13 protein-coding genes are annotated in these 12554 nt (G+C 75.0%); 9 read left to right on the top strand and 4 right to left on the bottom strand.

What is annotated here, in order from left to right; genetic code table 11:
- Positions 1-12: 12 nt before the first annotated feature.
- Together DSM104299_RS07660 and DSM104299_RS07655 are read right to left on the bottom strand one after the other, a co-directional pair.
- A complete protein-coding gene (locus tag DSM104299_RS07660) occupies positions 13-813 on the bottom strand; it encodes an HAD-IIA family hydrolase (protein WP_272476703.1) in 801 nt (266 codons plus the stop codon).
- A complete protein-coding gene (locus tag DSM104299_RS07655) occupies positions 813-1595 on the bottom strand; it encodes an alpha/beta fold hydrolase (protein ID WP_272476702.1) in 783 nt (260 codons plus the stop codon). The genes DSM104299_RS07660 and DSM104299_RS07655 overlap by 1 nt, the downstream gene beginning before the upstream one ends.
- Positions 1596-1642: 47 nt before the next feature.
- Between DSM104299_RS07655 and DSM104299_RS07650 the strand changes: the two genes are divergently transcribed.
- The 4 genes from DSM104299_RS07650 to DSM104299_RS07635 all read left to right on the top strand — a co-directional run bounded on the left by DSM104299_RS07650 (position 1643) and on the right by DSM104299_RS07635 (position 4824).
- The gene (locus tag DSM104299_RS07650) at positions 1643-2005 is read left to right on the top strand and encodes a DoxX family protein (protein WP_272476701.1); all 363 of its coding nucleotides are present in this window, start codon (positions 1643-1645) and stop codon (positions 2003-2005) included.
- Between the two features lie 44 nt (positions 2006-2049).
- A complete protein-coding gene (locus DSM104299_RS07645; protein WP_272476700.1) occupies positions 2050-2802 on the top strand; it encodes a hypothetical protein in 753 nt (250 codons plus the stop codon).
- Positions 2803-2875: 73 nt separating this feature from the next.
- Positions 2876-3334 (top strand): hypothetical protein, encoded by a 459-nt coding sequence (locus tag DSM104299_RS07640; protein ID WP_272476699.1) that lies wholly within the window; start codon positions 2876-2878, stop codon positions 3332-3334.
- 2 nt (positions 3335-3336) lie between these two features.
- Entirely contained in the window at positions 3337-4824 is a 1488-nt protein-coding gene (locus DSM104299_RS07635) for a sigma-70 family RNA polymerase sigma factor (protein WP_272476698.1), read from the top strand.
- Between the two features lie 12 nt (positions 4825-4836).
- On the opposite strand, the gene DSM104299_RS07630 is transcribed toward DSM104299_RS07635, so the two are convergent.
- Positions 4837-5583 carry a sulfite exporter TauE/SafE family protein gene (locus DSM104299_RS07630; RefSeq protein WP_272476697.1) on the bottom strand — a complete coding sequence of 249 codons (747 nt, stop codon included), beginning with the start codon at positions 5581-5583 and terminating at the stop codon, positions 4837-4839.
- Between the two features lie 83 nt (positions 5584-5666).
- Between DSM104299_RS07630 and DSM104299_RS07625 the strand changes: the two genes are divergently transcribed.
- The 3 genes from DSM104299_RS07625 to rpiA all read left to right on the top strand — a co-directional run bounded on the left by DSM104299_RS07625 (position 5667) and on the right by rpiA (position 9133).
- Entirely contained in the window at positions 5667-7325 is a 1659-nt protein-coding gene (locus DSM104299_RS07625) for a glycosyltransferase 87 family protein (protein WP_272476696.1), read from the top strand.
- A 195-nt stretch (positions 7326-7520) separates the two neighbouring features.
- Positions 7521-8483, top strand: coding sequence for an ROK family protein (locus tag DSM104299_RS07620; protein ID WP_272476695.1), 963 nt, complete (start codon positions 7521-7523; stop codon positions 8481-8483).
- Complete coding sequence (gene rpiA / locus DSM104299_RS07615; protein ID WP_272476694.1) at positions 8480-9133, top strand: ribose 5-phosphate isomerase A; 654 nt, start codon at positions 8480-8482, stop codon at positions 9131-9133. Before DSM104299_RS07620 ends, rpiA begins: the two co-directional genes overlap by 4 nt.
- On the opposite strand, the gene DSM104299_RS07610 is transcribed toward rpiA, so the two are convergent.
- Positions 9130-10650, bottom strand: coding sequence for a S8 family peptidase (locus tag DSM104299_RS07610; protein ID WP_272476693.1), 1521 nt, complete (start codon positions 10648-10650; stop codon positions 9130-9132). The genes rpiA and DSM104299_RS07610 overlap by 4 nt on opposite strands.
- 83 nt (positions 10651-10733) lie before the next feature.
- Here DSM104299_RS07610 and DSM104299_RS07605 point away from each other — a divergent pair, with 83 nt between their 5' ends.
- Positions 10734-11954 carry an EAL domain-containing protein gene (locus DSM104299_RS07605; RefSeq protein ID WP_272476692.1) on the top strand — a complete coding sequence of 407 codons (1221 nt, stop codon included), beginning with the start codon at positions 10734-10736 and terminating at the stop codon, positions 11952-11954.
- Position 11955: 1 nt separating this feature from the next.
- Entirely contained in the window at positions 11956-12399 is a 444-nt protein-coding gene (locus DSM104299_RS07600; RefSeq protein ID WP_272476691.1) for a GNAT family N-acetyltransferase, read from the top strand.
- The last annotated feature ends 155 nt before the right edge of the window (positions 12400-12554 follow it).

The raw sequence follows: 12554 nt of genomic DNA, 5'->3' as shown, positions 1-12554 counted from the left end.
CGACCGTTCGATTTAGACGATCGGCGCGACCCCCGCCTCGAGCTCGGTCGCCAGGTCGGCGACCGAGTCCAGGATCCGGGACGGGCGGAACGGGAACAGCTCGGCGGACTCGCGGGTCGAGACGCCGGTCAGGACCAGCACGGTCTCGAGGCCCGCCTCCAGGCCCGACACGACGTCGGTGTCCATCCGGTCGCCGATCATCGCGGTGGTCTCGGAGTGGGCGTCGATGGCGTTGAGCGCGCTGCGCATCATCAGCGGGTTCGGCTTGCCGACGTAGTAGGGGTCGCGGTTGGTCGCGCGCGTGATCAGCGCCGCGACCGCGCCGGTCGCCGGCAGCGAGCCGTCGGGCGACGGGCCGGTCGCGTCCGGGTTGGTCGCGATGAAGCGCGCGCCGCTCTCGATCAGGCGGATCGCCTGGGTGATGCGCTCGAAGGAGTAGGTCCGCGTCTCGCCGAGCACGACGTAGTCCGGGTCGCGCTCGGTGAGCGTGTAGCCCTCCTGGTGCAGCGCGGTGGTCAGCCCCGCCTCGCCGATCACGAACGCGCTGCCGCCGGGACGCTGGTCGCGCAGGAAGCCGGCGGTCGCCAGCGCGCTGGTCCAGATCGACTCCTCGGGGATGTCGAGGCCGGACGCGCGCAGCCGCGCGGCGAGGTCGCGGCGCGTGTAGATGCTGTTGTTGGTCAGGACCAGGAACGGGATCTCGCGCTCGCGCAGCGCGGCGATGAAGCGGTCGGCGCCCGGGATCGCCTGCTCCTCGTGGACGAGCACGCCGTCCATGTCCATCAACCAGGACTTGATCTCGCGCTTGGCCATCACACGCGCTCCAGGAAGGCGACGACCTCGGCCGAGCAGCGCGCCGGCGCGTCGTCGAAGACGAAGTGCCGGCCGCCCTCGACGACGACGAGCGACGGATGCGGCAGCTCGCGCGCGAACCGGTGCGCGCCGGCGACCGGGGCGAAGGGGTCGTCCTCGCCCCACAGGATCAAGGCGGGCGCGTCGACGCTGCTCAGGTCGTAGCCCTCCAGCTCGGAGAACTCGCCGGAGCGGTACAGCTCGAGCTGCCCCCGCCGGCGCTCCTCCGACCCGTAGGCCTTGAAGTACTCGTCGACGCTGCGGTCGTCCAGGTCAGGGCTCACCGTTCTCAGCATGGCGGCGAAGCCGTCGCGGTCAAGGCCGTCGACGAGCTGCTCCCCCTGACCGGGCGTCCGCAGCGCGTCGGCCATCCCGTGCCACTTGCCGTCGGCGAAGAACCCCGTGTTGCTGATGACCAGCGCCCGGATCAGGTCCGGGTGCTCGCACGCCCAGCGCAGGCCGATCAGGCCGCCCCAGTCGTGGACGACGAGCACGACCTCGCCGAGCTCCTGCTCGCGGTGGAACGCGTCCAGCGCCGCGACGTGCGTGGCCCACGACCCGGACCCGGCGTACGGCGAGTCGCCGTAGCCCGGGAGGTCCGGCGCGACCGCCTGCCAGCCGGCGTCGGCGACCGCCTCGAGCAGGTGGCGCCACATGTAGGACGACTCCGGGTAGCCGTGCACGCACAGCACGGTGCCCTTCGGCTCCTCGACCGGGAGCGACTCTCGGTAGACCAGGGGCATCGAAGGGCCAGCCTACCCGCGCGCCGACCTGGGTAGGTTGCCGGCCGATGACCCGCATCCTCGAGCACGCCGCCGGGCCCGTCTTCGTCGCCGCCGGCATCCTGCACTTCGCCAAGCCGAAGATCTACGAGTCGATCATGCCGGACTACCTGCCGGCCCAGCGCGAGCTCGTCTACGCCTCCGGCGTGGCCGAGGCCGCCGGCGGCGCCCTGCTGCTGAGCGGCGACCCGAAGGTCCGGCGCTTCGGCGCCTGGTGGCTCGTCGCCACGCTGATCGGCGTCTTCCCCGCCAACCTGCACATGGCGCTCAACCCCGACCGCTACCCGCAGATCCCGAAGGCCGGGCTCTACGCGCGCCTCCCGCTCCAGCTCGTGTTCATCCGCTGGGTGCTCGCCGCCGGACGTCGCTGAACAAACTCCGGGACCATCGGCGGGGTCGTGTCGTTCTAGGCGACATGACCCCCTTCACCCACCTCCTCCGACCGCGCCGCGCGCTGGTCACCGGCGCCGCGGCGCTCGCCTTCGCGACGGGCGCCTTCGCCGGCGTCGCGCAGGCCGACGGCTTCGTCATCAACGACCCGGCGCTCGCCGTGCCGTCCAACAAGATCGAGCACGTCGTCCACGAGACGACGATCGCCGGCGACTTCCCGCGCCACACCTACGACGAGCTCTACCTCGGCTCCGACAAGGCCCATTGGATCTCGCGCGACGTCGCCTCCGGCAAGGTCGTCAGCGAGACCGCGTTCGACCGCGGCCACGCCGTCACGTGGGACGCCAAGAGCAACAAGCTTCAGACGCTCGACGACAAGGACACCACGCCGCCGTGGCAGAGCCTGGCCCAGGAGGCCGCGAACTGGCAGCACACGTTCGCGACCGGCGCCTCGGCCCAGACCGGCGAGACGACCGTGAACGGCCGCCGCGCCCTGCAGCTGCAGTCCGTCCCCGGCAAGTGGAAGACCGACGAGCCGTCGGGCGTGACGACGATGACCGTCGACGCCGAGAGCTTCACGTTGTACGAGATCAAGACCGTGCTCGCGAAGTACTCGTTCTCGCAGGACGTCAAGTTGAAGTCCTTCGAGACCGTCGCTCGCACCGCGGCCAACGAGTCGGTGTTCGCCCTGCTCCCCAAGGGCGCCGCCGCCAAGGCCGTGGCCGCGCGCAACAAGGCGAAGGCCAAGGCCAAGGCCAAGAAGCACCACCGCCGGTAGCGCGCCCGTCGCACCCCCGAGCCGGGCTGGACCGTCACGAACGTCCAGCCCGGCTCGTTGCCTCCTCGACGCCATGCGCTCCGAGCCCACCCACTCCACCTCCGGCCGCCGCCTGCTCCTGCTCGTGGTCGCCGCGCTGCTGCTCGGGACCGCGACCAGCCGCGCCGCGGTCATCGGCCCGCAGGAGACGATCCGGCCACCGCGCGTCTTCCCCGTCGAGTTCGGCGGCCGCGCCTACACGCAGGGCCACCGGATCCCGTTCGGCCACGTCGTCCTGCGCCGGCGCATCGAGCTGCGCAAGCGCGAGCGCCGCGTCGTCCGCTTCACCTGCCCGAGCAGCATGGTGTCCTTGGGTCCGGCGATCTCGGAGGGCTCGACGATCGGCTTCCAGGTCCGCGACCTCGGCCAGTACCACCACCCCACCCGGCGCTTCCATCTGAGCGCCTATCGCTTCTCCGGCATCGACGAGGCGGTCGGCCGCGGGCGCGTGTACCTGCTGTGCGGGCCCCGGGCCGAGGCGGTCACGGCGTAGCGATGGCCGCCCTCGCCCCCACGCTCCCCATCCCGCGCCTGGCGGCCAAGCGCGACGACGAGCTCGTCGCGCGCGTGCGCGGCGGCGACGAGGGCGCGTTCGCCGAGCTGCACGACCGCCATCGCGCGTCGCTCGTCCGCTACGCCCGGCGCGTCCTGGGCGAGCGCCCGCCCGGGGCCGAGGACGTCGTGCAGGAGGTCTTCCTCAAGGCCCACGCCGAGCTGCTGCGCGACGACCGTCCGATGCAGCTGCGGGCGTGGCTGCACCGCCTGGTGCGCAACCGCTGCCTGGACGAGCTGCGCCGCGCGGGCAACGCCGCGAGCCTGCCGATCGACGACATGGCCGAGACGGCCGCCGACCGCGGCGCGACCGCCGCCGATCCCGCCGACGTCGTCGACCGCCGCCACCGCGTCCGCCACATGCTCGAGGACATCGCGACGCTCCCCGACCGCCAGCGCGAGGTGCTGCTGCGGCGCGAGGTCGACGGCGCGACCCACGAGCAGGTCGCCGCCGACCTCGGGATCACCGTCCGCGCATCCAAGAACCTCGCCAACCGCGCGCGGGAGAACCTGGCCCGCCGCGCCGACGCCCGCGGCGCCGCGTGCGTGAGCGTCCGCGAGGACCTCGTCAGCGCTCACGAGCGCCGCCGCCGCGCGAGCGCCCACGCGCACCGCCACCTGACGACCTGCCGCGACTGCCGCCGCTTCCGCGCCCAGCTCGGGACCGTCCGCGGCGCGCTGCGCATGCTCACCCCGGGGCCGGCGCTCGCGCCGCTCGCGACGCTCCTGGGCGGCTGGACCGCGCTCAGCGGCGCAGGCGCGGGGGCTGGCCTGAAGCTGGCGGCCGCCGGCGCGGTGACCGCCGTCCTGGCCGGCGGCGCCGTCGAGTTCTCCGAGCAGGTCGCGCTCCCCGGCGAGCGTGCGCCGTTCACCGTGCACAGCGTCATCTTCACGGGCGGACTCCAGCTCGGCGGCCGCCACGTGCCGCACGGGACCGCGATCGTCACCCGCAAGCTGACGCTCGCCGCCGGGAGCAGGCATCCCGCGGTCACGCTGCCGTGCCCGACCGGGACCCGCGTCGCCGGACTCACGCCGGCCGCCGACGGCGGCACCGCGGCACGGGTCGGCTACGGCTACTCGGCCGGGACGCTGCTCGGCACGTCCACGACCGCGCACATCGTCTTCGAGCCCAAGCGCCTGCACCGCTCCGCGCCGATCACGGTCGGGACGCTGTGCAAGCGCCCGGACGCGACCGGCTCCCTGCTCGCGGCGCCGGCCTTCGCGGCCGAGAAGCGCGTGCATCGCGTGTGCGCGGACCGCGCGTACCTCTTCGAGACGCCGTCGCGCTTCGTCGTCGGGACGGTGTTCCGCAACCAGCCGGTCGTCATCAAGACCCATGACAAGTCGGGCATGTGGGTGCGGGTGGTGACCGATGCCGGCGTCCGCGGGTGGCTGCGGCGGTCCGTGGTGTCGCGCGGGTCGCGCTGCTGAGCGGGTTGGCGCTCAGCGCACCAGCAGCACCACCGCCACCGTCACGCCCAACCCGATCACCGCGCCGCGCAGCACCCTCTCCGGCAGCCGCCGCGCGACGCCGACGCCAAGGCGCCCGCCGACCAGCGTCCCGGCGCCGACGACCAGCACCGACAGCCACGACACCGGCCCGAAGAGCGCGACGCCGACGGCCGACACGATCGCGACCGTCAGCGACAGCACCTGCTTGATCGCGTTGAGCTTCTGCAGTGGCTCGTCGAGGGTCAGGCCGAGGGCCGCGAGCAGGATGATCCCGAGGCCGGCGCCGAAGTAGCCGCCGTAGATCGATGCGATGCCGACCGACACGACGAGCCGCGTCGGCGCCGTGTGGTGCGCCGAGCGCGAGACCCAGCGGGAGACGAACGGCTGGATCGCCAGCAGCGCGCACGCCAGCAGGATCAGCCACGGCGCCAGCACCGCGAACGTGTCCGCCGGCCCGACCAGCAGCAGCGTCGTCCCGACCGCCGCGCCGACCGCGCCCGCCGCCGCCAGCGCCCGGACCCGCGCGCGCTGGCCCGCGAGCTCCTCGCGCGACGTCGCCGCCGCGCTCACGTAGCCCGGCAGCGTCGCGATCAGGTTGCTGACGTTGGCCGACAGCGGCGACAGCCCGGTCGCGAGCATGGCCGGGAACGAGATCAGCGATCCCCCGCCCGCCACGGCGTTGATCGCGCCCGTCACGACGCCCGCGGCGGCCAGCAGCGCTCCATCGGCGGCGTTCATCGGCGCGGGAGTCTGCCCGAACATCCGTCCAGGGGCGGACCGGGCCTCTGCACCGCGCGCGCAAGAGGCCGACGTCCCCGGTGGTGGGCCCCTCCTCCCGTAGGCCACCTATCGCCGCTGGCCTCTCCGCGCGTGCCTGCGCGCTGCTCGTCGCGGTCGTGGTCTTCGCCGGCGTCGCCGCCGCCGGCTTCCTGACCGCCAAGAGCGACCCGCCGCTGCCGATCGCCGCCGCCAAGGCGATCGCGATCGGCGAGCGCGACCCGACGCTGGCGGCGACCGTGAAGACCGCGACCGACGCCAAGGTCCTGTACATCGACGACGAGACCGTCACCGTGACGTGGTTCCGCCACGGCCGCGGGATCGCGACGACCGCGATCAAGACCGACGGCACGACCTTCCACCCGGCCACCTACCCGCACCAGCGCGCGGGCTACGGCGCGCCGCTGGCCCATGACGCCGCCGTCCTCGGCGCGTTGTTGGTGCTCTTCCTGCTCGCGACCCTGCGCGGCCCGCTGCTGCGCTGGCGCACGCTCGACGTGCTGGTGCTCGCCGCCTTCCTGGTCCCGACGGTCCTGATCGACCGCGCCTGGCTCGTCGGCGGCGAGGCCGCGGGCGCGGTGCTGCTGCTGTACGTGTTGGCGCGCGGCGTCGTCACCGCCGTGCGTGGAACCGGCGACGCCGAGGACGCCGACGCCCCCGTGCTCCTCCAGCGGCTCGCCGCCCGCTGGCGCACGCCCGCGCTGCCGGTCCAGATCGCCGGCGCGCTGCTGCTCGCGACCGTTCTCGTCACCGCGACCTCGACCGGCATGGTCGACGTCGCGACGGCCAACATGGAGGGCGCGACGCTGCTGAGCCACGGCGTCCTGCCCTACGGCCACATGCCCGGCGACGTCGTGCACGGCGACACCTACGGGTTGCCCATCTACCTCATCTACACCCCGTTCGCCGCGCTCTGGCCGGTGGCCTCCGACTGGGACGACGCGGTCGGCTCGCTGCTCGTCGCGGCGCTCGGGATGCTCGCCTGCGCCGCCGGGATCGCGCGGGCGATGGGCGGCGGGCGCGTCACCGGCTCGCGCTGGCCGGCGATCATCGCCTTGCTCGCCTTCCCGGCCGCGCTGATGTCGACCTCGAGCGGCACGAACGACGGCCTGATCGCCGCGGCGCTGATCTGGACGCTGGCCTGGTGGGCGCGCCCCGCGGCCTCCAGCGCGCTGCTGGCCGGGGCCGGCGTGGCGAAGATCGCGCCGCTGGTCCTACTGCCGCTGTGGCTCGCGCGCCTGCGCGGCGCGGCGCTGCTGCGCGCGATCGCCGCGTGTGCCGCGGTGGGCGTCGCGACCGTCGCCGCGCTCGTCGCCTGCGGCGGCGTCCACGGCCCGTTCGACATGGTCCACGCGATGACGTTCCAGCTCTCGCGCCGCTCGATGATGTCGCTCTGGACGACGCTCGGCCTCCAGGGCTGGCAGCCGATCGCCCAGGCGCTGACGCTCGCCGTCGCGCTCGGCGGCGCCGCGCTCGTCGCGCTGGACCGCGACGTCGCGCGCGACCCGCGCCGCGTCGCGGGCCTGCTCACCGCGGTCCTCGCCGCGCTCCAACTGCAGGCCAACCACTGGGCCCCGCTGTACCTCCTGTGGCTCGCGCCGCCGGCCATGGTCGCCCTGCTCGGCCCGCTCGGCGCGCCCGCCCCGGTCCGCGTCGAAGACGAGGAGACCGTGCCGGCGCCCGCGGGGTTCGCTCCCGTCTGAGCAGGGAGCCGATGGCCATCCCCGCGGTCACCGTCGCGCACGACACCGACGGCGTGACGCTCGCCGTCTTCCGCACTACACGATCCTCGTCTACCCGCTGGTAGGACGAGCGCGGCGGCCGCTGCGCGCGGCCCGCGAGGGTGCCCGGCGGCCGGTGACGTTGCGCCGGGAGCCCGAAAGGGGAAGGCTCCCGGCATGGCAGAGGACGCGCTTCGCGGCGGCATCGACCTGGGTGGCACGAAGATCCAGGCGATCGTCGCCGATTCCAACAACCAGGTGCTGGGCCAGGCCCGCCGCCCGACGCCGCAGAAGGGCGGTCCACCCGACGTCGTCGCGGCGATGGTCGAGGCGCTGGAGGAGGCGGCCGAGGCCGCCGGGGTCGCGCCCGACACGCTGGAGGGCATCGGGGTCGGCGCACCCGGCGGGATCGACGACGACGCCGGCACGCTGGCCCGCGCCGGGAACCTCCCGGGCTGGCGCGACCCCTATCCGCTGGCGCACGAGCTGGGCGACCGGTTCGGCGCGGTCGTCCGGCTCGGCAACGACGTGTCGGTCGCGACCGACGCCGAGTTCCACCTGGGCGCCGCGCGCGAGTTCTCGTCGCTGCTGGGCGTCTTCTGGGGCACGGGCGTCGGCGGTGGCATCGTCCTCGACGGGCGCCAGTGGAGCGGGCGCGGGACCGCGGGCGAGATCGGCCACATCCCGGTCCGCCATCACGGGTTGCCGTGCCCGTGCGGCCGGCACGGATGCGTCGAGGCCTACGCCGGGCGCCGCGCGATGGAGGCGCGCGCACGGGAGGCGGTCGACGACGGCGCCAAGACCGTGCTGTTCAAGATCATGGAGGAGAAGGGGCGCGACCGCCTGACCTCCGGGATCTGGGAGCGCGCGATCGAGCGCGGCGACGAGCTGGCCGAGAAGCTCATCGACGACGCGATCGACGCCATCGGGACCGGCGTCGCGTCGGCCTGCAACGTGCTCGACCCCGAGGCCATCATCATCGGCGGCGGCCTGGGCGTGCGCTTCGGCGAGCCCTACGCGCGCCGGATCTCCGACGCGATGATGCCCCACCTCTTCCACGACGACGACCCGCCGGTGATCCGCGTCGCGGAGCTCGGGGACCTCGGCGGCGCGCTCGGGGCTGCTTTGCTGGTGGCATGAGCGTCGGCGAGCTGGAGGCCTTCAAGCGCGCGGCGGCGGTCGCCGCCGCGGAGGAGGTCGAGGACGGGATGCGCGTGGGCCTCGGCACCGGGTCGACGGTCGCGCACCTGCTGCCGGCGATCGCGGCGCGCGGGCTGACGCGCCTGCGCTGCGTGGCGACGTCGGTCGCGACCGCCGAGCAGGCCGCGGCTCTCGGCCTCGCCGTCGAGCCGTTCGACACGCTGGACCGCCTCGACCTCGCCATCGACGGCGCCGACCAGATCGCGCCCGACGGCTGGATCGTCAAGGGCGGCGGCGGCGCGCACGTGCGCGAGAAGGTCGTCGCGGCCGCGGCCGATCGCTTCGTCGTGATCGCCGACGCGACCAAGGTGGTGGACGCGCTGACCGCGCCGGTGCCGCTGGAGCTCCTGGCCTTCGGCCTCGCGGCGACGCTGGTCGCCGTCGCCCCCGCGACGGTGCGGCCGGGCATGGCGCCGTCACCGGACGGCAACGTGATCGCCGACTACACGGGTCCGATCGACGACCCGGCGGCGCTGGCCGCGTTCCTGTCCTCCGTGCCGGGCCTCGTCGACCACGGGCTCTTCCCGCCCGCGCTGACCGCCGAGGTCGTCGTGGCCGGCCCGGACGGCGTGCGGCGCCGCACCGTCTAGCGGCGCGCGATCTTCAAGGTGTAGGCGCTGCTGGCCGACGCGCGCGCCGCGCCGGCGGGTGCGCGGACCGCGACGTAGAACGTCGCCGGCGTGCCGGTGGCGTTGCGGACCGTGACCTGCGTGCGCGACCGCGCCAGCGGCCGGGCGGCCAAGGACTTCACCTTGCCCGGGTAGGCGTACACGTTGGCGCCGTCGCCGCCGGACAGGCGCGCGGTCGCCCGGCCGCGCGCCTTGACGCGGATGCGGTAGACGTCGGCGGGGTCCTCGACGGGGGCGATCGTGGCCGTGACCGTCCCTGACCGGTAGGGGTCGGGCTTGGTGAAGACGCTGCCGTCGACCATGTCGACGCCGTCGTTGGGCTCGGCGCGGTCGGCGGCGGGCAACGGGGCCTTCAGCGCGGCGGCGAGGTCGACCAGCCCGAAGCCGGAGCGCGCGTCCCAGCCGGCGGCGCCCTCGTCCTGGGCGGTCGCGCGCAGCAGGTCGCCGTACTGGCCGGCCGTGAGCTTCGGCCGCGCGGCGATCAGCCACGCGGCGACACCGGAGACGATCGGCGCGGCGAAGCTCGTCCCGGTCGCGCGCGTCAGGCCGTCGGCGGTGCCGTCGCCGTCCAGCGCCGCCGGCAGCGCGACCGGCACGCTCTCGCCGGGCGCGACGACGTCGACGCCGGCGCCGGCGTTCGAGAACGACGCCGGCGCGAGGCCGACGTCGAGCGCGCCGACCGTGAGCACGTGCGGGTAGGCGGCCGGGTAGGTGGTCGGGCTGCCCCGCTCGCCCTCGTTGCCGGCCGAGGCGACGATCAGCGCGCCGTCGCCGAAGGCGGAGCCGATCGCGAGCTGCAGCGTGTGGCAGTCGTCCTCGGTCTCCAGGCTCAGGTTGATGACCTTGGCCCCGGCGCCGGCGAGGTCGAGGACGCCGTCGACGACCTCCTCGCACGTCGGGTCGCTGCGCTCGTCGTAGCCGTAGGACAGCAGCGGCGCGCCCGGCGCGATGCCGATCACGCCCTGGCCGTCGGCCCGCGCCGCGGCGACCGACGCGACCTCGGTGCCGTGCGCGGTGATCGGCTGGCCCGCGGCGTCCAGCGCCTTGGTCGGGCTCGACGCGATGACCTTGGCCTGGCCGACGTCGGTCACCGACCGGTCGACGACGTCGTCGACGAGGCCGATCGGCGCGAAGGCCGCGGGCGGGACGAGGCCGGCGGCGATCACGGTGCCGCGCGTGTAGGTCTGGTCGCTGCCGGCCGCCTCGTAGGTGGAGGCCGGCGCGAGCGCCGCGTCACGCTCGGCGTAGCGCAGGACGCCGGCGCGGGCGAACGCGCGCGCCAGGCCGCGGGCGCCTGGCGTCGCGACCGAGTACACGCCGCGCAGGCGCAGCGGTCGCGCGCCGTGCTCGCTCGCGATCCGGTCGCTGACGGCGGACGGCTGCGCGGCGACGAGCCAGCGCGCGTGCGCCTCCGGGGCGGCGAGCGCGAGGACGAGGGCGACGAGGACAGCGGGACCCAGCGGCGTCGTCCGTGACATCTCGCGCGCCAGCGTACTGGAGCCTGCCAGCTGGCAGGACCACTTCGAAGCGCGCCGAACTACCGGTTCGTGGAGGAGGACCGTTGCTGACCCGTGCCGTGCTGACGGCGCCGGGTGCGCTGGAGATGCACTTCCAGCCGATCGTGATGCTCGCGACCGGCCGCGTCATCGCGCATGAGGCGCTGGCGCGCTTCCCGGGGCTGCCGGGCGTCCCGATCCCCGACGTCTTCCACGCGGCGCACGCCGCCGGCTTCGGCCCGGAGCTCGAGGCGCTGGCGGTCACGCGCGCGCTCGCGCAGCCCGACCGGCCGCGCTGGACGGTCCTCACGGTGAACCTGTCGGTCTCGACGCTGCGCTCGCCCGTCCTCTGGGACGCGCTGCCGGCCGATCTCGACGGCGTCGTGGTCGAGATCACCGAGGACGAGCTGTGGGGCTACGGCGACGATCTCGACCGCGCGCTCGCGCGGCTGCTGGACGCGGGCGCGCGGATCGCGCTCGACGACGCCGGCGCCGGGTACGCCGGCCTGCAGCAGCTGATGCGCGTGCGCCCGGACATCGTCAAGCTCGACCGCTCCCTGGTCTGCGGTGTCGCGACCGACCCGGCCCGCGCCGCGCTGGTCGCGTCCTTCGCCTCGTTCGCGACCCAGACCGGCGGCGCGGTGTGCGCCGAGGGCATCGAGTGCCCGGACGACCTGCGCGCGATCGCCGAGCTCGACGTCGCCTACGCCCAGGGCTACCTGCTCGGCCGCCCGACGCCGACGTTCGCGCCGCCCGTGTCGGTCGCGGCCGCGCCGGTGGCCTCGACGCTGCGCGGCGGCCTGCGCGCGCTCGAGCAGGCGCCGCGCGACCTGACCACGTCGCTGGGCGGCTCGGTCCCGGAGCGGCTGGCGACGCTGATCGGCGCCGCGGCCAGCGCGGACCGCGTCGACCTCTGGCGGCTGGACCGCCGCGCGGGCGAGCTCGTCGCCGTCCGCGTCCCCGACCAGGACCCGGGCGCGCGCGTCGCGCTCGGCGACGTCCCGGTCCGGGCCCACGCGCTGGCGACCGGCGAGGCGGGCCAGGTGCTGCGCACCGACGTCGACGCCGACGGCATCGAGCGCCGGGCGCTGGCCGCCGCCGGCTACCAGGGCGTCCTGCTCGTCCCGGTCGAGGACGGCGGGCTCGTCCTCGGGCTGGTCGCCTGCTACCGCCGCCGCGCCCGCCCGTGGAGCCGCGAGGCGGTCGCCCACGTCCGCTCGCGCGCGGTGCCGTTCGTGTCGGTGCTGTCGGGCGGGGGCGGCCTGACGATGGCCGAGCCCGCCTGACGTGAGGGTCGAGCGCGTCGCGGCGGAGGTCGTCCGGCCGCTGCGCCAGAAGGTGCTGCGCCCGCACCAGACGATGGCCGACCAGGTCTACGACGGCGACGACGCGCCGGGCGCGGCGCACTTCGCGGCCTACGACGACGGCGGCCGGGTCATCGGCATCGCCTCGATCACGCCCGAGCCGCATCCGCGGGCGCCGGCGGTCGGGGACTGGCGGATCCGCGGGATGGCGACGGACCCGGAGGGCGGGCGCGGCGTCGGCGCGGGCGCCGCGCTGCTGTCGGCGTGCCTGGGCCGGGCGCGAGCGGCGGGCGGGGTTCGGGTGTGGTGCAACGCGCGATCGCCGGTTCGGGGGTTCTACGAGCGCGAGGGGTTCGCGGTCGAGGGGGACGAGTTCGAGTTGGAGGGGATCGGGCCGCACTTGTTGATGTCGTGGCGGGTGGGGTGAGCGGGGCGTGTGTGGCGCGTTGGCTGGTCACCAGTGCGGGGCGTTGGTGGTGCTGCGGAGCGTGGTGCGTTCCTCATCAAGGGCGTGAAGGCGTTGGGGCGGCGCCACCCTGGCTGGTGTGGCTCGTCGTGGTCGTGCTCCAGGGCGGGCGGTTC

This window comes from Baekduia alba, from assembly GCF_028416635.1.
Lineage (GTDB): Bacteria > Actinomycetota > Thermoleophilia > Solirubrobacterales > Solirubrobacteraceae > Baekduia > Baekduia alba.
This window is presented reverse-complemented; position numbering and strand designations above follow the sequence as displayed.